Here is a 22,208-nt window from a genome sequence, read left to right on the forward strand (position 1 = left end):
CGACGATGCTAGGACGTGACCCGATAGGCCGCCGGGGCGTCGTCCGGCACGGCGGGCCGCACGGGCGCCACCGGCGCCACCCGTCGGTACGCCGATCCCCGGGGCGGGCGCGGGTCGGGCTGACCCTGGTTGGGCCACAGCGCCACCGCCCGCTCGGCCATGGCGGTGATGGTCAGCGACGGGTTGACACCGAGGTTCGCGGCGACGGTGGAGCCGTCGATGACGTGCAGACCGTCGTACCCGTGGAGGCGGTGGTACGGGTCGACCACGCCGGTCGCCGCGGACTCCCCGATCGCGCAGCCGCCGATCAGGTGCCCGGTGGCGGGGACGTTCACCAGGTCGGCCCAGGTGCCGCCGGGGATGCCGTCGATCTCCTCGGCCACGCTCCTGGCGACCTCGTGGCCCTGCGGGATCCAGACCGGGTTCGCGGCGCCGGTCCCCTGCCGGGTGGTGAGGGTGCGGCCCCACGGCCGGCGGCGCAGGTAGGTGGTGAGCGAGTTGTCGAGGCTCTGCATGACGAGCAGCACGATCGTCTGCTCCGACCAGCCTCGCGGGTCGTGCAACCGGGGCAGGTCGCGGCGCCGGCGCCACATCTCCCGCAGCCCGGCGACGGCCCGGCTGCGGCCGTCGGCGGGGGCGTCGGTGAGCGTCGCCATGAGCAGGCCGAGCAGGTTGCTGCCGCGCCCGTAGCGGACCGGCTCGACGTGGGTGTGGTCGTCGACGTGCAGCGAGGAGGTGATCGCCACGCCGCGGGAGTAGTCGACCTCGTCCCCACGGGCCCGGACGCCGAGGATCGCCTCGGAGTTGGTGCGGGTCAGCTCGCCGAGGCGCGGCGAGACGGCGGGCAGGCTGCCGCTCTCGCGCAGCCGGTGGAGCAGCCGCTGGGTGCCGAGCGAGGCGGCCGCGAAGACGACCTGGTCGGCCGTGAACGCCCTGCGCCCCCGGCGCACCTTGCCGTCGGTGCGGCGGGTCGCGACGTCGTACCCGCCGCCGGGACGGGGCCGCACGTCGGTCACCGTCGTCATCGGGTGCACCACGGCACCGGCCGCCTCGGCCAGATGGAGGTAGTTCTTCACCGTCGTGTTCTTGGCGCCGACCCGGCAGCCGGTCATGCACGCACCGCAGTCGGTGCAGGTGGTGCGCTCGGGCCCCGCGCCGCCGAAGAAGGGGTCGGCCACCCGCTCGCCCGGCCGCTCGCCGAAGAGCACCCCGACCGGCGTCGGGCCGAAGCTGTCGCCCACGCCGAGGTCGTCGGCCACCGCCCGCATCACCAGGTCGGACGGCGAGCGGCGCGGGTACGGCGTGACGCCGAGCATCCGCCGCGCCTGGTCGTAGTACGGCGCCAGCTCGTCGGCCCAGTCGGTGATGCCGGACCAGTGCGGGTCGTCGAAGAACGCCCGCGGGGGCTCGTAGAGGGTGTTCGCGTAGACCAGCGAGCCACCCCCGACACCGGCGCCGGTGAGCACCAGCACGTCCTTGAGCAGCGTCATCCGGAGCAGGCCGTAGCAGCCGAGCGCCGGGTGGAACAGGTAGTCCCGCACCTTCCACGATGTCGTCGGCAGCTCGTCGTCGGCGAAGCGCCGGCCGGCCTCGAGCACGCCGACGCGATAGCCCTTCTCGGCCAGGCGCAGCGCGGTGACGCTGCCGCCGAAGCCGGAGCCGATCACCACGACGTCGTAGTGGGTCATCGGGAGGCTCCTTCGGTGACGCGGAAGTCGGCGGGGTCGACGTGCTCGGTACGGCGCTGGTACTCGCGCACCGTCCCCGGCCAGTTCGTCGTGATCCGGCCGCTGGGGTCGCGGTACCAGCTGGCGCACCCGCTCCACACGCTCTCCCCCAGTCGGCGCTGCATCTCCTCGTCGTACGCCGCGGCCCGGTCCGCCCGCACCTCGATCGGCCCGGCCCCGCCGAGCGAGGTGACCGCCTCGGCGACATAGCGCGCCTGCGCCTCGAGCATCCCGATGATCGAGCTGCCGCCGAGGTTCGTGTTGGGGCCGTAGAGCACGAACAGGCCGGGGAACGCGGGGACGGTGATGCCGAGATGGGCCCGCGCGCCGCCCTGCCAGGCGTCGGCGAGCCGGCGGCCGGCGCGGCCGCGGATCTCCATCGGCGCCAGGAACTCGGTGGCCGCGAACCCGGTCCCGAAGACCAGGACGTCGGCCGGGTGCAGGACGCCGTCGGCGGTCCGGATCCCGCCGGCCTCGACCGCCTCGATCCGCTCGTCGACCACGTCGACGTGGGGCCGGCTGAGCGCGGGATACCAGTCGTTGGAGAACAGCAGCCGCTTGCAGCCCAGGGGGTAGTCCGGCACCAGCCGGGCCCGGAGCTCGGGATCGCGGACCTGCCGGCGCAGGTGCAGCCGCCAGGCCTGGTGCAGGACGCCGGCCAGCCGGCCGTCGGAGTCGAGGGTCCGGTTCAGCTGCTCGGTCAGGTGGAAGACGCCCTCCCGGGTGAGCCGGTGCAGGCGCGGACGCCGGCCGAAGCGGCGCTGCTGGCGCGGGGAGTAGGCGCCGTCGGGCTTCGGCACGACGTACGGCGCCGAGCGCTGGAACACGGTGAGCCCGGCGACCCGGTCCACGATCGCCGGCACCACCTGGATCGCGCTCGCGCCGGTCCCGACGACCGCGACCCGCCGGCCGGTCAGGTCGACGTCGTGGTCCCAGGTGGCGGTGTGGAAGGCGGATCCGGCGAAGGACTCCAGGCCGGGCAGGGCAGGGACGGAGGGACGGGAGAGCTGGCCGACCGCCGAGACGAGCACGTCGGCGTGCAGCTCCTCCCCGCCGGCGAGCCGCACCGTCCACCGCCGGTCCGCGTCGGACCAGGTCGCGCCGGTGACCTCGGCGCCGGTGCGCACCAGGTCGGCCAGCCCGCTGCGCCGGGCGTGCTGCCGGATGTAGTCGAGGATCTCGGGCTGGCGGGCGTAGCGGTGGGACCAGTCGTGCTTGGGCGCGAAGGACCACGAGTACAGCACCGACGGCACGTCGCACGCCGCGCCCGGATAGGTGTTCTCGCGCCACACCCCGCCGACGTCGGCGGCCCGCTCCAGCACGGTGACGTCGGCGACGCCGGCCGCCCGGAGGTGGTGGGCGGCGGCCAGGCCGCCGAAGCCGGCGCCGATGACGATCACGGAAGGAGGCACGCCTGCACGCTAGGAACGATCAGGGGGCCGGTGCCAGCGAGCTCCGGCCAGGCGATCCATAATTCCGGCCATGATGTCCGTGCCCTTCGAGCCCGCCGCCGCCCGCGACTGGCGCTTCCCCCGCCATGTGGCCGGGACGGCGCTGCTCGTCACAGTCGGGGCCGAGGCCGGCGTACCGGTGGCGACGCTGCTGCGGGGCAGCGGCCTGGGCGCGCGCGACGTCGCCGACCCCCGGCGCGAGGTGACCGCCGAGCAGGAGCTGCGGGTGGTGCGCAACCTGCTCGCCGCCGCGCCCGATGTCACCGGCACCCGGGTCGGGTCGGCCTACCACGCCTCGACCTTCGGGCCCCTGGGCTTCGCCCTGCTCAGCAGCCCCACGCTCGGCGCGGCCGCGAACCTGGCGCTGCGGTTCATCGACCTCAGCTTCACCTTCACCATCCCCACGGCCACCGTCGCGGACGACCAGGTCGTCGTCCGGGCCGACGACCGCGGCGTCCCCGACGACGTACGGCACTTCCTGGTCGAGCGCGACCTCACCGCGATCTGGACCGTGCTGCACGAGATCTGCGGCAGCCTCGCCGGGCTGCGCGCCACCTGGGACCCGTCCGGCCGCGCCTTCCGGTTCCCCACCCACTGGCTCGACCAGCCGCTCCCCCAGGCCAACACCCACGCCTGCGCCCTCGCCGAGGCCCTGTGTCGCGACCTGGTCTCGCCCCGCCGGGGACGCGACACCTTCACCGGCCAGGTCCGCATCCTCGTCGCCCAGCACCTCGAGTCCGGCGCCCCCATGGCCGACGTCGCCGCCGCGCTCGGCCTCAGCGAGCGCTCGCTGCGCCGCCGCCTCGCCGACGCCGGCGCCACCTACCGCGGCGTACTCGACGAGGTCCGCTCCGCCGCCGCCGAGGACCTGCTCGCCGAGGGACTCCTGCTCGACGAGGTCGCCCTGCGCCTCGGGTACGCCGAGGCGTCCAGCCTGGTGGTGGCCTACCGCCGCTGGACCGGCCGCACCCCCCGCGCTCAGTCGGCGAGCGCGCGCAGGTAGCGCCCGGTCGTCCGGTCGTGCACCCCGGGCGCGCTGTAACACGCAGTTCGCCGGCCTATCCGACCCGGGACGTCGCCTGGAGCGGGTCGTACGGGTCCGCTACATCGGGTCGGGGTCCGGGAGAGCAGCGAACTGCGTGTTACAGCGGGACACGCCCTGGACGCGGACTGCTCGACACCGCACGTAGCGCCCGGCCATCCCGTGCTGCACCACCGGCGCGCTGTAACACGCAGTTCGCCGGCCTATCCGACCCGAGACGTCGCCTGGAGCGGGTCGTACGGGTCCGCTACAGCAGGTCAGGGTCCGGGAGAGCAGCGAACTCCGTGTTACAGCGCGACAGCCCCCTCAGCCCCTCGGCAGGCAGGCAGGCCAGCTCGGCGGCCCGCAGCGGCGCTGCCGGATCGGGGCCGAGCCTGGCGGTCCGCACGAGCCCGGCACTCGTCGCCCAGGACGCCCGATAGCATCGGAACTCCCGGCCCCGTCCGACGGTCCCCGACCGTCCCGGACCCACGACGCGACGGAGCAGCGTGCCCACGATCGACCCCCGCCGTCTGATGGTGCTGCGCGCCTTCGTGCACTCCGACTCGGTCACCGCGACCGCCGCCGCACTCCACCTCACCCCGTCCGCCGTCTCGCAGCAGCTCAGCGCGCTGGAGCGCGAAGTCGGCCACGCGCTCGTCGTGCGCACCGGGCGCAAGCTTGCTCTCACGCCGGCCGGACGGATCCTCGCCGAGCACGCCGAGGAGATCAGCGCCCGGCTGAAGCTGGCCGAGGCCGATCTCGCGGCCCATGCGGGCGGCGTCCTCGGCCAGCTCCGGATCGGTGCCTTCCCGACCGCGATCGGGTGGGTGGTCGCGCCGGCGATCGTCGAGCTGCGCCGGCAGGCGCCCGGGGTCGACGTCACGGTGGTCGACGCCGAGGCGCACATGAGCCACCGGATGCTGATGCGCGGCGACATCGACGTCACCGTCAGCCTGGAGTACGAGTCCGACCCCGAGCGCGACTCGCCCGACATCGCCAAGTTCCCGCTCTACATCGAGCGGTTCAAGGCGGTGCTGCCGCACGGCCACCCCCTCGCCGGCGAGGAGGGCATCGAGCTCACCCAGCTCGCGACGGAGGGCTGGATCATGCCCTCGCCGGGCAACCCGTGCCGCACGATGGTGCTCCAGGCGTGCGCCGAGGTCGGCTTCCACCCACCGATCACCCATGTCTCCGACGACTACCGCGCGGCGGTGGCGCTGGTCGCCGCCGAGGCCGGCATCTGTCTGGTCCCGGAGTCGGCGCTGTCGGCGCGCGACGCCGACCTGGTGACGGTGCTGCCGACCCGCGGCATCGCGCCGCTGCGCAAGGTGATCATGACGACCCGGCGCGACAACCAGGGACATCCCGTCGTCCGCGCGGGACTCGAGGCGATGCGGGCCGCGCTCGCCGCGCCGGACGCGGAGATCTACGGCCCGCTCGCGCGCTCGGACACCTTCAGCGTCGAGTGACCGCCACCGTCGGGGCGCTCTCGCGGAGGAAGGCGTCGACGTGGCGGTGGTACTCCTCGGGCACGTCGCGGCGCACGCAGTGCCCCGCGCCCTCGATCACGACCACGTCGAAGCCCGGAGCCACGGCGGTGAGCCGGTCGCGGGAGTGCTTGTCGACGATCACGTCGCCGGTGCCGGTGACCAGCAGCGCGGGTACGCCGGCCGGGCCGACGGTGATCTGGCGGGCGGTCGGCGTCCAGATCCGACGCTTCTCGTGGAGCCGCTGGTCCATGTAGTCGGTGTCGACGGCCTTCATCGCCTCGGCGAGCGGCCGCAGCTCCTGCTCGGGCCAGTGCGGCTTCAGCTCGCGCTGCAGGTCGACCAGCTCCTCGACGGTCGAGCTGTCGACCTCGTCGAACGGGTCGCGCTCGCGCTGGTCGGCCGGCACGCTGAGCCACGGGTTGGGTCCGGCCTCCGGCACCCACCACGGCGGGTCCTCGAGCACGACGCCGGCCACCAGGTGGGGCGCGTCGGCCGCGACGAAGGCCGCGATCCGGGCGCCCATCGAGTGCCCGACGACGAGGGTACGGCGACCCGTCGCCTCGAGCAGGTCGGTGAGGATGTCGATCGCGTCCTGCACCATCACGTCGGTCGACGGGACGCCCTCGTGGTCGGGCCGGCGGCCGGGCGACCTCCCGTGGCCGCGCGCGTCGGGCGCCACGATGTGGAACTCGCCGCCCCAGCGGTCCACGGCGTCGCCGTAGCACTCGCCGGACTCCACGGCGCCGTGCAGGATCAGGATGGCGGGCGCATCGGCTGCGTCCCGCCCGTACGTCCGGACGAACAGGTCGGTTCCCACGTGTCTTCTCTCTATCGGTGCGTCATGTGCTGATCGTGGCACGGCTCGTCGGCGTCGTGCAGCGCTCGGGCGAAGGTCAGGTCGGCAGCTCGGCCTCCGGGGTCGCCGCGACCAGGGCCTGGGTGCAGGGGTGCTGCGGCGCGCGGAAGATCTCCTCCGACGGCCCGGTCTCGACCACCCGGCCGCGCTGCATGACCGCGACCCGGTCGCTGTAGAGCCGGATCACCGCCAGGTCGTGGCTGACGTGGAGGAAGGAGATCCCCTGGTCGCGCTGCAGGTCGGCGAGCAGGTTGAGGATCTGGGCACGGACGCTGACGTCGAGCGCGGAGGTCGGCTCGTCGGCGATGATCAGGTCCGGCTTGAGTGCGAGCGCCCGCGCCACCGCGACGCGCTGCAGCTGCCCGCCGGAGGCCTCGTGCGGGTAGCGCCCGAGATAGTCGGGGCCCAGGCCCACCGACTCCAGCAGCGCCACCAGCTCGGCCGTCGACGTGCTCTCGCCGTGCGCGCGGTAGACGTTCTCCAGGGTCTGGCGCACGGTCTGGCGCGGGTTCAGCGAGGCGAGCGGGTCCTGGAAGACCATCGCCACGTTGCGCCGCAGCCGGCGCAGCCCGCGCCGGCCCAGCGTCGCCAGGTCCTGGCCGTCGGTGCGCACCCTCCCCGAGGTCGGTACGACGAGCCCGTTGGCCATCCGCGCCAGCGTCGACTTCCCGGACCCGGACTCGCCGACCAGGCCGAGTGCCTCACCGCGCTCGACCCGCAGCGAGACGCCGTCCACGGCCAGGTGGCCGTGGCGTCGCCGGCCGAAGCCGCCGGGCGTCCGGTAGCGCTTGCTGACGTCGGTCATCTCCAGGATCGGCTCACTCATCGGGCGACCTCCTCGAGGGACGGGAGCTGGTCGAGGTGGCAGGCCGCGCGGTGGGCGTCGCCAGGGCGGAAGGTCGGCAGCGGAACCTCGACGACGCACCGCTCGCCGACCCGGTCGGCCAGCCCGCAGCGCGGCGCGAACGCGCAGCCGGGACCGGCGTCGCGCAGGGACGTCGGCGCGCCCGGGATGGCCCGCAGCCGGGTCCGCTCGCCGCCGTCGTCGAGCCGGGCGTCGAGCCGCGGCGTCGCGGCGCGCAGGCCCGCGGTGTAGGGATGGGCCGGCTCCACGAAGATGTCGCGCAGGCTGCCGTACTCGGCCTCGCGGCCGGCGTAGAGCACCAGCACGTCGTCGGCCGCGCTCGCGACCACCCCGAAGTCGTGGCTGATCAGCAGCATCGCCATGCCGAACTCCCGCTGCAGCTCGCGGAGCAGCGCCAGGATCTGGGCCTGCACCGTCACGTCGAGCGCGGTGGTCGGCTCGTCGGCGATGAGCAGGGCAGGCCGGTTGACCAGCGCCATGGCGATCACCGCGCGCTGGCGCATCCCGCCGGAGAACTCGTGGGGGTAGCGGCGCACGGCGGCCGCGGGCTCCGGGATCCCGACCCGCTCCAGCATGTCGACCGCCCGCCGCCGGGCGTCGCGGCGCGAGACCGACGGGTCGTGCAGGCGCACGGCCTGGGCGATGTGGGTGCCGATGTCGAGATAGGGACTGAGCGCCGACATGGAGTCTTGGAACACCATCGCGACGTCGGCGCCCCGGACCCGGCGCAGCGCGCGCTCGTCGGCGGCGAGCAGGTCGCGGCCCGCGACGAGGATCCGGCCCCGGGCGCTCGCCCCTCGTGGCAGCAGCCGCATGATGGCGCGGCCGGTGATGGTCTTGCCCGAGCCGGACTCCCCCACCACGGCGAGCGTGCGGCCGCCGTCCAGGCTGACGGACAGGTCGCGGACGACGTCGAAGGTGCGCCCGCCCGAGGTGAACGAGACGGTCAGGTCCTCGACCTGGAGCACGGGGTCAGGCACGGCGGATCCTCGGGTCGAGAAGCGGCAGGAGCAGGTCGACGACGAGATTGCCGACGATGATGAGGAACGCCGAGAAGAGGGTGACCCCGACGACGATGCTCAGGTCCGACTCGTTGACGCCCGACAGCAGCAGGTCGCCGAGCCCGTGCAGGCTGAACACCTTCTCCGCGATCACCGAGCCGCCCAGCAGCGCGGTGACGTCGAGCGCGAACATCGCGCTGACCGGGACCAGCACGCCGCGCACGGCATGCCGGTTGACCTGCCGGGGCGAGGCCCCGCGCGCGGTCATCGCGACCAGGTGCTCGCCGGAGAGCTCGTTGAGCAGCTGGGTGCGGGTGATCCGGATGTAGCTCGCGGCCAGGATGAACGAGAGCACCATCCAGGGCCCGATCAGGTGCCAGGCCCACTGCGCCGGCGACTCGGAGAACGACACGAAGCCGGAGAACGGCAGCACGTTGAGCATGAACCCGAAGACCTGGACCACGAGCAGGCCGACCAGGAAGGTGGGCACCGAGAGGCCGAACATGGCGAAGCCGGTGGAGAACCTGTCGAGGATCCCGCCCTTGCGGATCGCCGACAGCGCGCCCAGGCCGATCCCGACCACGAGACAGAGCACGCCGGCGCCGAGCGCGAGCGAGAGCGTCACCGGCAGCCGCTCGCCGATGAGGGTGGTGACGTCGCTCCTGTTCGGGAACGAGTAGCCGAAGCACGGCGCCGCGCACTCGACCTGCTGCGAGCCCTCGCCGTACGTGCGGCCGGCGACGATCCCCTTGACGAACTGGCCGTACTGCCACACGACGCTCTGGTCGGTCTGCATGTAGGCGCTGACCTTGGCCTTGGTCTCCTCCGGGCACGGCTTGCCGCACATCGCGCGGGCCGGGTCCTTGGAGGCGCCGAAGAAGAGGGCGATCGTGACGAACGCGATCGCGAGGAGCATGAACACCGCGGTGACCATGCGACGGGCGATGTAGGCGATCATGCGGCATCCTCCGTGCGCACGTCGAGGACGTCGCGGAGCGCGTCGCCGGCGAGCGTGGCGCCGAAGACGATCAGGAACACCACGGCGCCGGGGAAGAGCATGTACCAGACGTCCGCGCCGCTGTAGATCCACGGCAGGGAGTCGGAGAGCAGCTTGCCGAGGTCCGGGATGTCGCCGCGCAGGCCGACCCCCAGGAACGACAGGCCGGCGACCACGCTGACGTTGGCCGGCAGCGACATCGCGAACAGCACGACGACCAGGCCGAACAGGTGCGGCAGCATCTCGCGCCGGATGATCTGCCACGGCGGGGCGCCGGTCGCGCGGGCGGCCTCCACGAACGCGCGGGCGCTGATCGCGCTCGCCTGGGCGCCGATGATCCGGGCCGGCACGGTCCAGCCGAAGAAGGCGAGCACCAGCACCAGCACCAGCCAGCGCGGCAGCTCCGGCGGCGCGATCGCCATGATCGCGATCACGAACATCAGGCCGGGGAAGCCGAACATGAAGTCGATCGCCCGCCCGGCGACGGCGTTGAACCAGCCGCCGAAGTAGCCCATCGCGGTGCCCAGAACCGCGGCGACGACGATGGCCAGGATGCTCGCGCCGAACGCGATGAACAGCGAGGACCGGATGCCGTAGACGATCTGCGCGAACAGGTCGACCCCGGTGACGGGTACGACGCCCAGCCAGTGCTCGCCGCTGACGCCGCCGAGCGCACCGAGCGGGCGGCCACCGTCCGGGTCGAGCAGGTCGGTGTGGAAGGTGTGTGGATCCTGGCCCTCGAGCCGGACCAGCAGCGGGGCGCACAGCCCCGCGACCAGCGGCACGACGAGCATGACCAGCCCGGCCACCCCGGACCGCTTGCGGAGGAAGCGGCGGAGGACCGACGTACGCCGGCCCTCCGCCTGCTCGATCTCAGTGATCGACACCGACGACCAGCTCGTTCGCGAACGGCGGGTAGGCGGGCATGAAGTAGTTCAGGATGTTCGATCCCGCGAGCGCCTGCGTGCGCTGCACGAGGAAGGGCACGATCGGGGCGTCCGCCATGATCTGCTTGTCGATCGCGGCCCACATCTCGGCGGCCTTGTCGAGGTCCGGCTCCGAGATCGCGGCGTCGATCGCGGCGTCCACCTCGGGGTTGGAGTACTGCGAGGCGTTGCCGCCGCCGTTGCCGATCTCGCTCGAGGCGAACAGCGGCTGGATGGTGCTCATGCCACTCGGGAAGTCGGCGCCCCAGCCGTTGGTCGTCAGGTCGTAGTCACCGTCCTTCGACGAGATCAGCTCGTACCAGGTGCTGCTGTCGAGGCCCTCGAGCTCCACGTCGATGCCGACCCGCGCGAGCGAGTTCTTGACGCTCTGCGCCTCCTTCTCCTCGATCGCGCTGACGTCGGTCGGGTAGGTCAGCGTGAGCTTCAGGTCCGTCACGCCGGCCTCGGCGAGGAGCGCCTTCGCCTTGTCGACGTCGCCGGTGTCGCCGCCGTCGTAGAGGTCGTAGTCAGTGGCGCCGGGGATGCCCTCGGTCATGATCGAGGAGGTGATCTGGCCCCCGAACCTCGGGCCGCCGTACACGCTCTGGATCTCGGCCTTGTTGATCGCGTAGTTGATCGCCTGGCGCACCCGCAGGTCCGACAGGCCGGGCCGCTTGACGTTCATCGCGAGGTAGCGGAAGTAGCCCGACGGTCCGTTCGCCAGCCGGTCCGAGATGGACTTGTCCGACTCGATGCGCTGGAACTGCGACGGCGAGATGAGCGCATTGCTGATCGCGTCCTTGTCGTCGCCCTTGTCGTCGATGAGCCGCTGCACGATCGTGTCGTTGTTCAGGCCCATGTCGAGGATGATCTTGTCCGGGCCGGCGAGACGGGCCTGGTCGGTGTCCGCCTTCCAGTTCGGGTTGCGCTCCAGCACGGCCTGGGTGCCCTTGCTGAAGCTGGTCACCATGTAGGGGCCGCTCGCGACCGGGTGCTCGCCGTACGTCTCCGGCTCGGTGTCGGCCGCCTTGGGCACGGGCGCGAACGCCGGCATGCTCACGATCCACGGCCAGTTGCCGAACGGGCGGGTCAGGTGGAAGACGATCTTGTGCTCGTCGACGACCTCGATGGAGTCGAGCTCCTTGCCGTCGTACGGCCCGTCGTAGTCGGCAGCGCCCTCGAGCAGCGTCTTGTGGTAGCCGAGGCCGCCCTGGAACATCGGGGCGAAGGAGCGCTCGATGCCGTACTTCACGTCCTGCGCGGTGATCGGGCTGCCGTCGGAGAACTCAAGGCCCTCCTGGAGCTCGAAGGTCCAGGTCTTGCCGCCGTCGGTCGTCGTACCGGTGTCGGTCGCGAGGTCGGGGACGAGGATCGTGTCCTTGTCGGGGAAGGTCTGCCAGGACGTGAGCCCGCGGTGCACCCACCGCAGCCGGCTGGTCGGCACCATCTGCGCGTTGGCGGTCTCGAAGGACTCGGTCGCCTTCCGCGAGAGGTAGTGCAGCGTCCCGCCCTGGGGCACCGACTCCATCGCGCTGGTCGTCTTGTCCCTGGTCGAGTCGGACGACGACGAGTTGGCGTTGCAGCCGGCCGCCGCGAGGGCCAGGACGAGCGCGAGCCCGACGGGCACCACTCTCCGGGTTCGTTTCGTCATGGATCGCGCTTCCTGTGAGGCGGTCCCGATCCGATCGGGTCCGCGGCTTGGATCTCAGGAAGGGAGTCTCTTGGCGAGCGGGAGGGCGCGTCCATCGAGGAGTTCTGCACCGGATGTTTAAGAGAATCTGAACGATCAGACGGCTCCGCGCGCGCGTGGACCACCATAGCGGCCGATGGTGCTGCTCGGAAGACGTCGACGTGCACCTGGGCTACATGTCGGCAGCCCAGGTGCAGAGGACCCGGCGGCGCGCTCAGGCGCCATGGAGAGGATCAGGACAGCTTGAGTCCCGCCGACCAGTAGCCCGCCAGCGACGTGGTGACGTCGATCCCCGCCGTCACGGTCGAGCGGACGACCAGGATGGCCTGCGTCTGGTCGGTCAGCGGGACCGAGAGACCGGTCGTGCTGCAGTCCGCGATCGTGCCGATCGGGAGGATCCCGGTCAGGGCCGGGGCGAGCGTGCAGGTCGCGCCCGGGACCGGGGTGAAGACGTTGTTCGGGGTCGCCGAGGTCCACAGCTGCACCTGGAGACTGAGGCTGGTCCCCACCAGCGACATCGCGCCGGTGTTGGTGAAGTAGCCGTGCATGGCGGTGAGCGTGCTGTCGCCGGTGATCGGCTGGGCGAGGCCCGCGACCGCGTTGCCGGACGCGTCGATCATGCCTCCGACGATCTGCACGCCACTGACCGATCCGGCGCCGTTGATGGGAAGCACGGTGACGGTGTTGTTGAGGCCGCCGAGGACCGTGGTCGTGACCGCCACCTGGCCGCTGCTGCTCGACAGCATGGTCCCGGAGCCCGGAGCGCCCGCGGGGCCGGTGGCCCCGGTGGCTCCCGGCTCGCCCGCGGGACCGGTCGCTCCGGTCGCGCCGACCGGGCCGGCGGGTCCGGTCGCACCGGTCGCTCCGGCCGGGCCGATGCCACCGTCCTGGCCGGCCTGGCCCGCGGCGCCGGTCGCACCGGTGGCGCCCGTCGGCCCCATCGGACCCGCCGGGCCGATGCCGCCGGTCGCACCCGGCGCACCGGTCGCGCCCGGCGCCCCCGTCGCCCCGGGGGCACCCGCGGGACCGGCCGGTCCGGCGACCCCGTCAGCTCCGGCGGTGCCCTGCGGGCCGCGGTTGCGGTCCCCGCCGCGGGTCCAGCGGATGTGGCTCTCGCCGGGCCGGCACTGCTTGACGTTCTTGACGACGCGGATCTTGCCGGTCTTCGTGCTGAAGCAGGCGCTGATGACCCGCACCTCCGGCTTTCCGCGGTCGACGGCCTGCGCCGCCCCACCGGAGCCGACGAGGGTCGCCGTCGCCAGGGTCGCGAGAGACAGGGAGATGAGGGCACGAGGCCGGAAGCTGGTCACCGCCGCAACCTAGTGGCCGCCGTGCCGCCGCACTCGCGATCGGCGAAAGTCGGGACCTCGTCCCGGCCGCTCGGTCAGCCGTACGACGGCTCAGTCGTAGGACGGCTCAGTCGTAGGACGGTGCCTCGACGTTCGCCATCGACGGGTCCAGCTCGACACCGGTGGCGAGATGCTCCTCGGCCTCCTTGGTCTCGCCGAGGTGCAGCAGGGCGAAGCCGAGCCGCATGTGCGCGGCGGCCAGCTTCGGGTCGACGTCGAGTGCGCGCCGGTAGAGGTCGACCGCTCCCTCGAGGTCGCTCGCCTCCAGCAGGATGCCCTTGTTGTAGAGGGCCGGCGCGAACTCGGGTTCGGTGGCCAGCGCTGCGTCGTAGTGCGCGCCCGCGTCCTTCGTCCGGCCGGCCTTCTGGTCCAGCAGACCCAGGTTGTAGTGGGCGTAGACGTTCTCGCGATCCAGCTCGAGCACGTTCTCGAAGGTGGCCCGCGCCTTGGCGTCCTCGCCCGCCTCGAGCTGCCGCAACCCGGTGTGGACCAGCGTGTCGGCGGCCGACGGGCCCGCCGAGGACTCCGCCGCCGGGGCCGGCTTCTTCTCGTCGTCCCCGCTGCAGCCGGTGACGAGGACGAGCGTGGCGAGGGCGAGGGCGGCGAGCGTGGGGCGGGACACGGCGGTCAGTCTAGGGATGCGGGAGGAGTGCCTGCCGCAGGACGTCGAGCGCCGTCGGCGTCAGATCGGCGTGCAGCATGGCCACCCCGCGTCGGGCACGGCCGTGCTCGACGATGGGACGTACGACACCCAGGTCCACGTCACTCGCCAGGACCAGCAGCGCCGAGGTCCCCGGAGCCAGCGCCCGTCGCACCTCGACGAGCAGCTGCTGGTCGATCCCCGCGCCCGCGATCCGCTCCGCCAGTGCCGAGATCGGATCAGCCGACTCCACTCCGGGACGCGCCAACAGCCGCACCAGCTCGCCCAGCACCGACATCTCAGGCGGCGATGCTCGCCGCCGAAGGACACGGACATGGGGCCGATGGCTGCCCCGCACCCAGGTCACCACGGCAGCCTCGGCGACCACCACCGCGCCCCGGCGGGCTAGCTCCTGGAACCGGATCTCCCCCGCCGTGGCTCCCAACGGGGAGTCGTAGACCCAGATCGTGAGCGACGGCGCGGCCCGCCACCGCCCGGACGTGCAGGCGTCCCGCTCGGTCATCTGCCCCCCTTCCGCCGTACTTCTCCGTGGTACCCACTGCGCCGAGAACACCGACCTGACGCGAGCAGGTCGACAGCGAGGGCGGACGGCGAAGAGGCCGGCCCGCGTGCAGACGGGCCGGCCTCTCGGTCGACGACTCAGCTGACGAGCACCCTCAGATCCGCGGGTCGTCACGGTGGTGGACGACGGTGTCCCGGGCCTCGCGACGCCACGGCGGGGCGTAGAGCAGCGACAGCACGATGGCGAGCACCCCGGCGACGATCAGGATCGTCCCGAGGGCACCGTCGTCGACGAAGCTCAGGTCGACGGTGATCACGTCCATGACGAGGATCAGGCCGAGCACCAGCAGAACGATTCCCAGTCCGATGTACATGACGAGGCGGTGCCCGCGCCCCGCGGAGCCATACCGCCGCGGTCGGTAAAAAGCGAGGAACCCCAGGTGAGACCTGGGGTTCCTCGTCGGTGTCCGAGGGGGGACTTGAACCCCCACGCCCTAATACGGGCACTAGCACCTCAAGCTAGCGCGTCTGCCAATTCCGCCACCCGGACGAGTGCGGTGAAACCGTAGCAAAGCCTGGCCGCAGACGTGGAATCGGCACCCCGATTCCGGACGCCGGTCACCGGGGTCGCACCAGCTCCACCACGAGGCCGCGGCCGGGCTCCGCCTCGCTCACCGCGATCCGCAGCGTGGCGGGAAGCTCGGCGGACAGCTCCTCGGCCTCGGCGTAGGAGCCGAGCTGGAGCAGGGCGGCCCCGTCGGCGTGCAGGTGGCGGTCGATCAGGCGCACGCACTCGCGGGCGCGGTCGAGACCGTCGGCACCACCGTCGATGGCCAGCACCGGGTCGGCGGGGAAGCAGCCGACGTGCTCGCTGCGCACCCACGGCGGGTCCGCGATCACCAGGGCGAACACCTCGTCGGAGACGAAGGCGTCCAGGGCGTGGTTGCGGACCTCGACCAGGTGGCCGCGGCCGGCCGCGGCGGCGTTGCGCTCGGCGTACGCACAGGCCACCGGGTCCACGTCCACGCAGACCAGCCGGCGCTCGGTGCCGGCGACGGCGAGCAGGCCGATGTGGCCGACGCCGCTGCACAGCTCCAGCACCGGGCCCGGGGGAACGACGTCGAGCAGCTCCCGCGCCCAGGCCGACTGGGATCGGGTCCAGGCGCGCGGGGCGAGCACCCGGTCGTCGTACGCGATGCTGAGGGAGCCGAAGGTCATGGTCCGCTCGTCCGGTCCGCCCACCGTTCAGCCGAGCGTCTCGCACTCGCAGCAGACGAGGCAGGTCCACCACTGGACCAGGACGGAGCCGTCGGCGGCGTGGGTGACGCTCCCACGGACGTGGTCGGTCCTCCGCGCGCAGGCCAGGCACTCCAGGCTCCGGACCTCGCTGGACTCGTCGGCGGGCGGCTCCGTGGGGCGGCCGAGAGAGGGAGGGGAGGTCACACCACCACGCTAGGCAGCGGCGCGGCCCGCCGGTATCCGCTGGGCGCCAGTCTCGGTGGCCGCCCAGCGAATGCCTCAGCCGCGGCGCAGGGTGGTGCCGGGCGTCTCGCCGTAGGTCATCCGGTAGGACTGCCCGAACCTGCCCTGGTGGGCGAAGCCCCAGCGCAGCGCGATGTCGGCGACGTTCGCCCCGTCGCCGGGCCGGGCCGCGGCGAGGTCCTTGCGGGCCCGGGCCAGGCGGACCTCACGCAGGTAGGCGGTGGGGGTGGTGTCGAGGTGACGGCGGAAGGCGAGCTGCAGGGACCGGACGCTGACGTGGGCGGCGGCCGCGATCTGCGCGGGCGACAGGTCGAGGTCGGCGTGGGCGTCGATGTAGGCGAGCGCCCGGCGTACGGCGGCGGGATGGGCGTCGCGTCCCTCGGCGCGGCTGGGGCCGGCGACGGAGGTGTTGGGGAAGGCCTCCAGCACCTGTGCGGCGAGGTAGCGCAGCCCGGTGCCGAGGACGAGCGGACTGGCAGCCGCCTCCGGGTCGGCGAGGACGGTGCGGTCGAGGTGGTCGACGGCGGCGCGCACCCGGCGTGCGGCGGCGGCGCTGACCGGTCGGTGGCCGGTGAGCCGCACACTCGTGTGTCCCGGGGCGGGCGAGGCGACACGGGCCAGTACGTCGGGATCGAGCCTGGTGACGGTGTAGGTGGCCCGGTTGATCGTCCCGGCGTAGGCCCGCTCCGGCGGCGCGAGGGTGAACAGCTCTCCCGCACCGAAGTCCTCGGCCGTTGCCCCGTCGGGGCCGTGCGCGTCGATGCTGCCTGCCTCGATGTGGCAGAGGCTGATCATGCCGAGCGGCTCGACGTCGTAGGACATCTCGAAGCGGAGGTCCAGCCGGTCGACGCTGATCTCGGGCGCCGCGGCCCGGACGACCCGGGTCGGCGCGCTCGCGGTCGTGCTGCCGATCCGCATCGGGGCGTAGTGGGCGCTCAGGAACTCCTCGGTCTCCTCGAGACCGTCGCTCTCGAACAACATCCGGACCCACCTTCCGCGCACGGCTTCTCGACTGTAGTACCCGGCGCCGACGGTCCTGACCGTCCGCGCCCTTGAACCAGCGCCCGACAGATGCCACGGTGGGGAAGGTCTCTGACCTCGAACCGAGAAGGCAAGCCATGCTCACCCTCACTGAGAACGCCTGCACCATCGTCAAGCAGATGACCGACGCCCCCGACGTCCCGGACTCCGCGGGACTGCGCATCACCCAGGCCGAGGCCGGCTTCGCCGTGTCCGCGGCCGACCAGGCCGAACCCGGAGACCAGGTCGTCGAGCAGGACGGGGCCACCGTCTACCTCGACTCCGGCTCCGCCACCCAGCTCGACGCGATGGTGCTCGACGCCGGCATCGACGACGCCGGCACGCTGCAGTTCGGGCTGCTCGCCCAGGCCTAGCGCGCGGATGAGCCGCTGACGGGATCACTCTGGGATCGTGGGTGCATGCAGGATCTGCGCATCGCCTTCGCTCCTGGAGTGACCCCCGACAAGTGGGCGCGGGTCTGGCGCGAGCGCCACCCGCGGATCCGGCTGCACCTGCTCCCGATCGAGGAGCACCAGCAGCGCGCCGTCCTCGACGACGGCAGCGCCGACCTCGCGCTGGTCCGGCTGCCGGTCGACCTCGAGTCACCCGCGCCGCTGCACTGCGTGCGCCTCTACGACGAGGTGCCGGTCGTCGTCGCCGGCCGGGAGCACTTCGTCGCGGCCGCCGACCCCGAGACCCCGGTTCCGCTGAGCGATCTCGCCGAGGAGCAGCTGGTGCTCCCCCATCAGTCCGGATGGACGCCCGACGTCGAGCAGCTGCCCTTCCCCGCGATGAGCGTCAAGGACGCCATCGAGGTCGCCGCGTCCGGCACCGGCATCGTGATCGTGCCGATGTCGATCGCCCGGCTGCACCACCGCAAGGACGTGGTGCAGCGTCCGGTCGAGCTCGATCCCACCACCGTCGCCCTGGTCTGGCTGCGCGACGCCGACAGCCCGCTCCACCAGGACTTCGTGGGCGTGGTCCGCGGTCGGCGAGCGAGCAGCAGCCGCTGACCGGTCAGGACCAGAGCGCGCCGACCCGCGCCGCGCTCGCCCGGCCCTGGTCGCGGCCCGCGCGCGCGGCGGCGGGCCGCAGCGACAGGTCCATCGCGTTGCGGCCGAACAGCTCCTCGGCCTCCGGCAGCACCGTCTCGACCCGGCTCCCTGCTGACCGCAGCCGCGCCACCTGGCTGGCGAGATGCAGCCCCCACGCGGCCGGCGCCCGTGACCGGCCGCCGAAAGGCGACAGGACGAGCACCCGCTCACAGCCCAGCGCCAGGTCGGCGTTGTCGGCGTTCGCGCGGTAGCCGCCGTCGATGTAGGACCGCTCCCCGATCCGGTACGCCGGCCCGCTGGAGCAGCTCGCCGCGACCGCGTCGACCAGGTCGACCCCACTGTGCCGGTCCAGCTCGACCGGCTCACCGGTCGCGGCGTCGACGGTGGTGACCAGCAGCTTCCGCGCGGGCCAGTGCCGGTCCGGCAGCCGGGCCGCCACCGTGCTGCGCCAACGCTCCTGCCAGGACCCGTCGCCCGCCAGCTCCAGCGCAGCCGCACCCAGCCGACGACGCAGGTCCGCGGGGTCGGTGGCTGCCGCGATGATCCGGTCGATGCGCTCCAGCTGATCCGGCACCGCACGCGCCGGCCGCGGTCGCGCGGGGCGCCGCGGCACCGGCGCCTCGAGCACCGCGTCCAGCAGCTCGGTGGCGGCCACCCCGCACAGCTGGACGGCCGTGGTCGAGCCGGCCGACGTACCGACGACCAGGCCGGCGTCCATCACGTCGACGCCCTCCTCGAGCAGTCCGGCGACCACGCCGACCAGCCAGGCATTGCCGGTGGCGCCGCCACCGCCGAGCACGAGCGCGCGGGACCTGCTCATCCGAGATGCTCCGCCGCCCACTCCCCGAGGATCCGGGCGCTGCGGTCCACCAGGGCGGCCCACTCCCACGCGCCCTCGTCGGCGTTGTCGGAGACGTGCTTGACCAGCCGGACCGGTACGCCGAGCTCCTGGGCGACGTACGCGACGGCGTAGCCCTCCATGTCGACCAGCTGCGCCTGCTCGGCGAGCCGGGCCCGAACGACCGGGTCGGTGACGAAGACGTCGCCGGTTGCGAGCACCGTCTCGCCCGTGCCGACGACGAGGCGCTCGCGCGGGTCGTAGCCGAGGGCCCGGATCGCGTCGGCGTTGATGTCGTGGTTGAGCACCGTACCGACCTCGTACAGGCCGTGCTCGGCGGCCAGCCCGTCGTGCAGGGCGCCGGCGGTGCCGAGGTTGACGATCTCGAGGTCGCCGAGATCGTCGCGGACCGCCAGATGGCGCGCGAGTGCGGTGGCGGCGGCGGTCTTGCCGATCCCGGTGACCAGCACCTCGATGCCGGCGGGCACGTGGGCGACCTCGGCGCGGGTGGCGGCGACGACGAGCGGGCGGGGCACGGCGCTCACCCTAGTGTGAGCCCGTGCATCCTCCTCGGCAGGCCACGGGCGAGACCGTCGTCGCCCGCGCTCCCGGCCGGGTCAACCTGATCGGCGAGCACACCGACTACAACGGCGGGCTGTGCCTGCCGTTCGCGATCCAGCTCGCCACGACGGCCACCGTCGCCGCTCGCGCGGACGACCGGATCCGGATGAGCAGCGACCAGGCCGCGCCGGACGACCCGCACTGGCAGCGCTATGTCCATGGCGTCGTCACCGAGCTGCGCCGCGCCGGCTGGGAGCTGCCCGGGCTCGACCTCGCGCTCACCTCGACCGTGCCGCTCGGCGGCGGGCTGTCCAGCTCCGCGGCCCTGGAGTGCGCGGTCGCCACCGCGCTGGCCGGGCTGCTCGGGATCCCCCTCGACGGCGCCGGGCGGCGGGAGCTCGCCGAGATCTGCCGTCGCGCCGAGACCGACCAGGTCGGCGCGCCGACCGGCGGCATGGACCAGCTCGCCAGCATGCTCGGCTCCGCGGGCCACGCGCTGCTCATCGACTTCGCCGACGCCCGGTCGCCGGTCACCACCCCCGTACCCCTGCCCGTCGCGGCCGCCGGGCTGGTGCTCCTCGTCACCGACACCCGGGTGCGCCACGTGCTCGCGGACGGGGACGGCGGCTACGCCCAGCGCCGGCGGGAGTGCGCGGCCGGTGACCGACGCCGGCTGCGCCACGTCGCCTCCGAGAACGACCGGGTCCGCGCCGCGGTCGCCGCCATCGGCGCCCAGGACTGGCCTGGCCTCGGCAGCCTGATGACGGCCTCCCACGCCTCGCTGCGCGACGACTACGAGGTGTCCGTGGCGCAGCTCGACCTGGTCGTCGAGACCGCCGTCGGCGAGGGTGCGCTCGGCTCGCGGCTGACCGGCGGCGGGTTCGGCGGGTGCACCATCACCCTGGTCGCGGCCGAGCGGGCCGCCGCCGTACGCACCGCGGTCGACAGCGCCTTCCACGACCGAGGCTGGTCCGCCCCCGCCCACCACCTCGTCGAGCCCGGGCCGGGTGCGGCGCTGCTCAGCGCTGCGGGATGAGGCAGAAGGCGCCGTCGGAGAAGCCGGCGGGCCGTACTCCGAGCGCCTGGTTGAGCCGGGCGCGCTGGTTCTCCCAGGCGACCTCGGCCGCGAGCTCGGTGAGCTGAGCGCCACTGAACCGGGCCTCGAGCCGGGCCCGCAGCTCGTCGGGTACGACGGCGGGCGACGCGCTGATCGCCGCCGCGAAGGCCACGACCAGCTGCTCGTCGTCGGTGAGGGCCGGGTTGCCGTCGGGCTCCAGCAGCGCGACCAGCTTGTCCTCCGGCACGCCCTCGCTGCGCGCGAGCGCCGCCCCGATGTCGAGGCAGAACTCGCAGTTGACGACCATCGCGGCCTTCGCCGTGGCCAGGGTCTTGAGGTGGGCGGGCAGCCGACCCATCAGCAGCAGCGACGTCTCGTAGGTGCCTTGCGCGACCAAGAGCTGCGGGCGGCGTACCAACCGGCCGGCGAGGTCGCCGCGGTTGCGCTTGGCGGAGGCGAGGACACGCACGTGGACCCAGATCCGCTCGAGGATGCTCATGTCCCTCCTTCGCGGGTGCCGCGCCGGGTGTCACGCCACTGCCACCACCAGGTGCCGAGCAGCGCCACCCCCAGCACCCCCTCGACGGTGTGCAGCGCGGAGCCCGCCGCGAACTGCCCGAACTCCCCCACCCCGTGCACGCCGAGACTCAGCGCCAACGGCGTGCAGGTGAGCACCGACAACCCGCCCCAGGCCCGGCGGACGGCGGCCGACGCCGCACACACCGCCGCCGCCACCAGCGCCAACGACATCTCGAACAGCGCATGCGGCGCGAACGGCTCGCCGATCCCCTCCGCGATCCACTCGCCCGCCACCAGGTTGCCGACCGCCTGGAACCCGAACGCGGCGGCCAGGGCGAGCGCGACCACCGCCATCCCCCGGCTCGGCCGGTCGGCACGTCGGGGGGCCCGGGCGTCGACCCGGGCGCCGATCCGGGCGTCGATCCGGGCCACGAGGGCGGGCGGCGGCGTCGAGCGCGCCGCGTCGGTCAGCCACAGGACGGTGTCGAGGGCGTCGGGCCTCGGGTGGTCAGGCAACGACTCGTCAGGCATCGTCGAGCACCTCGCGCAGCCGGGCCACCGCGCGGTGCACCAGCATCCGCGCCGCGCTCGGCGTCACCCCGAGCAGCGCCGCGATCTCCGGCGAGCTCAGCTCACCACCGAATCGCAACGCCACCGCCTCCCGCTCCCGCGCCGTCAGGTGACCCAGCCGCCGTCGCACCTCGTCCGCACCCAGCCGGCGCAGCACCTCGCCCTCCGGATCGTCCTCCGCGGTCCCACCCGCCAGCCCCGGCGCGGCCGGATCCGTCGGCAGCTCCCGGCCGTTGCGCCGCCACCAGTCGGCCACCGTGTGGCGGGCGATGCCCATCAACCACGCCCCCACCCCACCCCGGGCGCCGTCGTACCGGTCCCAGGAGCGGATCGCCCGCTCGAACACCTGACTCGTCACGTCCTCCGCATCGGCATCCGCGGGCACGCGCAGGCGCACGTAGCGCCACACGGGCGTCACGTGCTCGGCGTACACCTCGGCGAACCCGCCGGTTCCTGGTTGCATCCCGACCTTCTTCGCACGACGCCGCCCCGGTGTCACGTGGCTGTTTCGGTCTGCGGTTTGGGACCAAACCGCAACAATTCCGGCCGACCACCTGCAGTCTCTGCC

At 73.2% G+C, this 22,208-nt stretch carries 25 protein-coding genes and 1 tRNA gene; 5 read left to right on the plus strand and 21 right to left on the minus strand.

What is annotated here, in order from left to right; all coding sequences use genetic code 11:
- Nucleotides 1–8: 8 nt before the first annotated feature.
- Together JOD66_RS27420 and JOD66_RS27425 are read right to left on the minus strand one after the other, a co-directional pair.
- Nucleotides 9–1,688, minus strand: coding sequence for a GMC oxidoreductase (locus tag JOD66_RS27420; protein WP_205126059.1), 1,680 nt, complete (start codon nt 1,686–1,688; stop codon nt 9–11).
- Nucleotides 1,685–3,139: a flavin-containing monooxygenase gene (locus JOD66_RS27425; RefSeq protein WP_205126061.1), complete on the minus strand. Its 1,455-nt coding sequence runs from the start codon at nt 3,137–3,139 to the stop codon at nt 1,685–1,687. The genes JOD66_RS27420 and JOD66_RS27425 overlap by 4 nt, the downstream gene beginning before the upstream one ends.
- A gap of 70 nt (nt 3,140–3,209) precedes the next feature.
- Between JOD66_RS27425 and JOD66_RS27430 the strand changes: the two genes are divergently transcribed.
- Nucleotides 3,210–4,181, plus strand: coding sequence for an AraC family transcriptional regulator (locus tag JOD66_RS27430; RefSeq protein WP_205126067.1), 972 nt, complete (start codon nt 3,210–3,212; stop codon nt 4,179–4,181).
- Nucleotides 4,182–4,708: 527 nt separating this feature from the next.
- A complete protein-coding gene (locus JOD66_RS27435; RefSeq protein ID WP_307823763.1) occupies nt 4,709–5,671 on the plus strand; it encodes a LysR family transcriptional regulator in 963 nt (320 codons plus the stop codon).
- Here JOD66_RS27435 and JOD66_RS27440 read toward each other — a convergent pair.
- The 14 genes from JOD66_RS27440 to JOD66_RS27505 form a co-directional block, all read right to left on the minus strand.
- Nucleotides 5,658–6,509, minus strand: coding sequence for an alpha/beta fold hydrolase (locus tag JOD66_RS27440; protein WP_205126068.1), 852 nt, complete (start codon nt 6,507–6,509; stop codon nt 5,658–5,660). The two genes, JOD66_RS27435 and JOD66_RS27440, sit on opposite strands and share 14 nt — an antisense overlap.
- A gap of 76 nt (nt 6,510–6,585) precedes the next feature.
- Nucleotides 6,586–7,374: an ATP-binding cassette domain-containing protein gene (locus tag JOD66_RS27445; protein ID WP_205126071.1), complete on the minus strand. Its 789-nt coding sequence runs from the start codon at nt 7,372–7,374 to the stop codon at nt 6,586–6,588.
- Nucleotides 7,371–8,393, minus strand: coding sequence for an ABC transporter ATP-binding protein (locus JOD66_RS27450; protein WP_205126072.1), 1,023 nt, complete (start codon nt 8,391–8,393; stop codon nt 7,371–7,373). The genes JOD66_RS27445 and JOD66_RS27450 overlap by 4 nt, the downstream gene beginning before the upstream one ends.
- Entirely contained in the window at nt 8,386–9,372 is a 987-nt protein-coding gene (locus tag JOD66_RS27455) for an ABC transporter permease (RefSeq protein ID WP_205126073.1), read from the minus strand. Before JOD66_RS27455 ends, JOD66_RS27450 begins: the two co-directional genes overlap by 8 nt.
- Nucleotides 9,369–10,298, minus strand: coding sequence for an ABC transporter permease (locus JOD66_RS28840; RefSeq protein ID WP_205126074.1), 930 nt, complete (start codon nt 10,296–10,298; stop codon nt 9,369–9,371). The genes JOD66_RS27455 and JOD66_RS28840 overlap by 4 nt, the downstream gene beginning before the upstream one ends.
- Complete coding sequence (locus tag JOD66_RS27465; protein WP_205126075.1) at nt 10,285–11,988, minus strand: ABC transporter substrate-binding protein; 1,704 nt, start codon at nt 11,986–11,988, stop codon at nt 10,285–10,287. The genes JOD66_RS28840 and JOD66_RS27465 overlap by 14 nt, the downstream gene beginning before the upstream one ends.
- 272 nt (nt 11,989–12,260) lie before the next feature.
- Nucleotides 12,261–13,337, minus strand: coding sequence for an exosporium glycoprotein BclB-related protein (locus JOD66_RS29700; protein ID WP_205126076.1), 1,077 nt, complete (start codon nt 13,335–13,337; stop codon nt 12,261–12,263).
- A 106-nt stretch (nt 13,338–13,443) separates the two neighbouring features.
- Entirely contained in the window at nt 13,444–13,998 is a 555-nt protein-coding gene (locus JOD66_RS27475; RefSeq protein ID WP_205126077.1) for a tetratricopeptide repeat protein, read from the minus strand.
- A 10-nt stretch (nt 13,999–14,008) separates the two neighbouring features.
- Nucleotides 14,009–14,539, minus strand: coding sequence for a DUF1269 domain-containing protein (locus JOD66_RS27480; protein ID WP_205126078.1), 531 nt, complete (start codon nt 14,537–14,539; stop codon nt 14,009–14,011).
- Nucleotides 14,540–14,693: 154 nt separating this feature from the next.
- Nucleotides 14,694–14,912, minus strand: a complete 219-nt coding sequence (locus tag JOD66_RS27485) for a DUF6458 family protein (protein ID WP_205126079.1) — start codon at nt 14,910–14,912, stop codon at nt 14,694–14,696.
- 90 nt (nt 14,913–15,002) lie between these two features.
- Nucleotides 15,003–15,088, minus strand: a tRNA-Leu gene (locus JOD66_RS27490).
- Nucleotides 15,089–15,156: 68 nt separating this feature from the next.
- The gene (locus JOD66_RS27495) at nt 15,157–15,756 is read right to left on the minus strand and encodes a methyltransferase (protein WP_205126080.1); all 600 of its coding nucleotides are present in this window, start codon (nt 15,754–15,756) and stop codon (nt 15,157–15,159) included.
- Nucleotides 15,757–15,783: 27 nt separating this feature from the next.
- Entirely contained in the window at nt 15,784–15,981 is a 198-nt protein-coding gene (locus tag JOD66_RS27500; RefSeq protein ID WP_205126081.1) for a hypothetical protein, read from the minus strand.
- Nucleotides 15,982–16,056: 75 nt separating this feature from the next.
- Nucleotides 16,057–17,001 (minus strand): helix-turn-helix domain-containing protein, encoded by a 945-nt coding sequence (locus JOD66_RS27505; RefSeq protein WP_205126082.1) that lies wholly within the window; start codon nt 16,999–17,001, stop codon nt 16,057–16,059.
- A gap of 137 nt (nt 17,002–17,138) precedes the next feature.
- Here JOD66_RS27505 and JOD66_RS27510 point away from each other — a divergent pair, with 137 nt between their 5' ends.
- Together JOD66_RS27510 and JOD66_RS27515 are read left to right on the plus strand one after the other, a co-directional pair.
- On the plus strand, nt 17,139–17,414 hold the full coding sequence (locus JOD66_RS27510; protein ID WP_205126083.1) for a Fe-S cluster assembly protein HesB: 276 nt from the start codon (nt 17,139–17,141) through the stop codon (nt 17,412–17,414).
- Between the two features lie 45 nt (nt 17,415–17,459).
- Nucleotides 17,460–18,053: a LysR family transcriptional regulator substrate-binding protein gene (locus JOD66_RS27515; protein WP_205126084.1), complete on the plus strand. Its 594-nt coding sequence runs from the start codon at nt 17,460–17,462 to the stop codon at nt 18,051–18,053.
- A gap of 4 nt (nt 18,054–18,057) precedes the next feature.
- Here the strand turns inward: JOD66_RS27515 and JOD66_RS27520 are convergent, their stop codons facing one another.
- Together JOD66_RS27520 and JOD66_RS27525 are read right to left on the minus strand one after the other, a co-directional pair.
- Nucleotides 18,058–18,915, minus strand: coding sequence for a patatin-like phospholipase family protein (locus JOD66_RS27520; RefSeq protein ID WP_205126085.1), 858 nt, complete (start codon nt 18,913–18,915; stop codon nt 18,058–18,060).
- Nucleotides 18,912–19,469, minus strand: a complete 558-nt coding sequence (locus JOD66_RS27525; RefSeq protein WP_205126086.1) for a nucleosidase — start codon at nt 19,467–19,469, stop codon at nt 18,912–18,914. Before JOD66_RS27525 ends, JOD66_RS27520 begins: the two co-directional genes overlap by 4 nt.
- 23 nt (nt 19,470–19,492) lie before the next feature.
- Between JOD66_RS27525 and JOD66_RS29705 the strand changes: the two genes are divergently transcribed.
- Nucleotides 19,493–20,530, plus strand: coding sequence for a galactokinase (locus JOD66_RS29705; protein WP_205126087.1), 1,038 nt, complete (start codon nt 19,493–19,495; stop codon nt 20,528–20,530).
- Here JOD66_RS29705 and JOD66_RS27535 read toward each other — a convergent pair.
- The 3 genes from JOD66_RS27535 to JOD66_RS27545 are packed head-to-tail and all read right to left on the minus strand — an operon-like array spanning nt 20,514 to nt 22,103.
- Nucleotides 20,514–21,050 (minus strand): carboxymuconolactone decarboxylase family protein, encoded by a 537-nt coding sequence (locus JOD66_RS27535; protein ID WP_205126088.1) that lies wholly within the window; start codon nt 21,048–21,050, stop codon nt 20,514–20,516. The genes JOD66_RS29705 and JOD66_RS27535 overlap by 17 nt on opposite strands.
- The gene (locus tag JOD66_RS27540) at nt 21,047–21,601 is read right to left on the minus strand and encodes a hypothetical protein (RefSeq protein WP_205126089.1); all 555 of its coding nucleotides are present in this window, start codon (nt 21,599–21,601) and stop codon (nt 21,047–21,049) included. The genes JOD66_RS27535 and JOD66_RS27540 overlap by 4 nt, the downstream gene beginning before the upstream one ends.
- The gene (locus tag JOD66_RS27545; RefSeq protein ID WP_205126090.1) at nt 21,594–22,103 is read right to left on the minus strand and encodes an RNA polymerase sigma factor; all 510 of its coding nucleotides are present in this window, start codon (nt 22,101–22,103) and stop codon (nt 21,594–21,596) included. The genes JOD66_RS27540 and JOD66_RS27545 overlap by 8 nt, the downstream gene beginning before the upstream one ends.
- Nucleotides 22,104–22,208 lie beyond the last annotated feature (105 nt).

This window comes from Nocardioides nitrophenolicus (assembly GCF_016907515.1).
GTDB classification, from domain to species: domain Bacteria; phylum Actinomycetota; class Actinomycetes; order Propionibacteriales; family Nocardioidaceae; genus Nocardioides; species Nocardioides nitrophenolicus.

Coding starts and splice junctions, on each gene's coding strand:
- JOD66_RS27420 (WP_205126059.1), bottom strand. CDS start 1,688: ATGACCCACTACGACGTCGTGGTGATCGGCTCCGGCTTCGGCGGCAGC.
- JOD66_RS27430 (WP_205126067.1), top strand. CDS start 3,210: ATGATGTCCGTGCCCTTCGAGCCCGCCGCCGCCCGCGACTGGCGCTTC.
- JOD66_RS27445 (WP_205126071.1), bottom strand. CDS start 7,374: ATGAGTGAGCCGATCCTGGAGATGACCGACGTCAGCAAGCGCTACCGG.
- JOD66_RS27455 (WP_205126073.1), bottom strand. CDS start 9,372: ATGATCGCCTACATCGCCCGTCGCATGGTCACCGCGGTGTTCATGCTC.
- JOD66_RS27465 (WP_205126075.1), bottom strand. CDS start 11,988: ATGACGAAACGAACCCGGAGAGTGGTGCCCGTCGGGCTCGCGCTCGTC.
- JOD66_RS27480 (WP_205126078.1), bottom strand. CDS start 14,539: ATGACCGAGCGGGACGCCTGCACGTCCGGGCGGTGGCGGGCCGCGCCG.
- JOD66_RS27485 (WP_205126079.1), bottom strand. CDS start 14,912: ATGTACATCGGACTGGGAATCGTTCTGCTGGTGCTCGGCCTGATCCTC.
- JOD66_RS27495 (WP_205126080.1), bottom strand. CDS start 15,756: ATGACCTTCGGCTCCCTCAGCATCGCGTACGACGACCGGGTGCTCGCC.
- JOD66_RS27505 (WP_205126082.1), bottom strand. CDS start 17,001: ATGTTGTTCGAGAGCGACGGTCTCGAGGAGACCGAGGAGTTCCTGAGC.
- JOD66_RS27510 (WP_205126083.1), top strand. CDS start 17,139: ATGCTCACCCTCACTGAGAACGCCTGCACCATCGTCAAGCAGATGACC.
- JOD66_RS27515 (WP_205126084.1), top strand. CDS start 17,460: ATGCAGGATCTGCGCATCGCCTTCGCTCCTGGAGTGACCCCCGACAAG.
- JOD66_RS27520 (WP_205126085.1), bottom strand. CDS start 18,915: ATGAGCAGGTCCCGCGCGCTCGTGCTCGGCGGTGGCGGCGCCACCGGC.
- JOD66_RS27535 (WP_205126088.1), bottom strand. CDS start 21,050: ATGAGCATCCTCGAGCGGATCTGGGTCCACGTGCGTGTCCTCGCCTCC.
- JOD66_RS27540 (WP_205126089.1), bottom strand. CDS start 21,601: ATGCCTGACGAGTCGTTGCCTGACCACCCGAGGCCCGACGCCCTCGAC.
- JOD66_RS27545 (WP_205126090.1), bottom strand. CDS start 22,103: ATGCAACCAGGAACCGGCGGGTTCGCCGAGGTGTACGCCGAGCACGTG.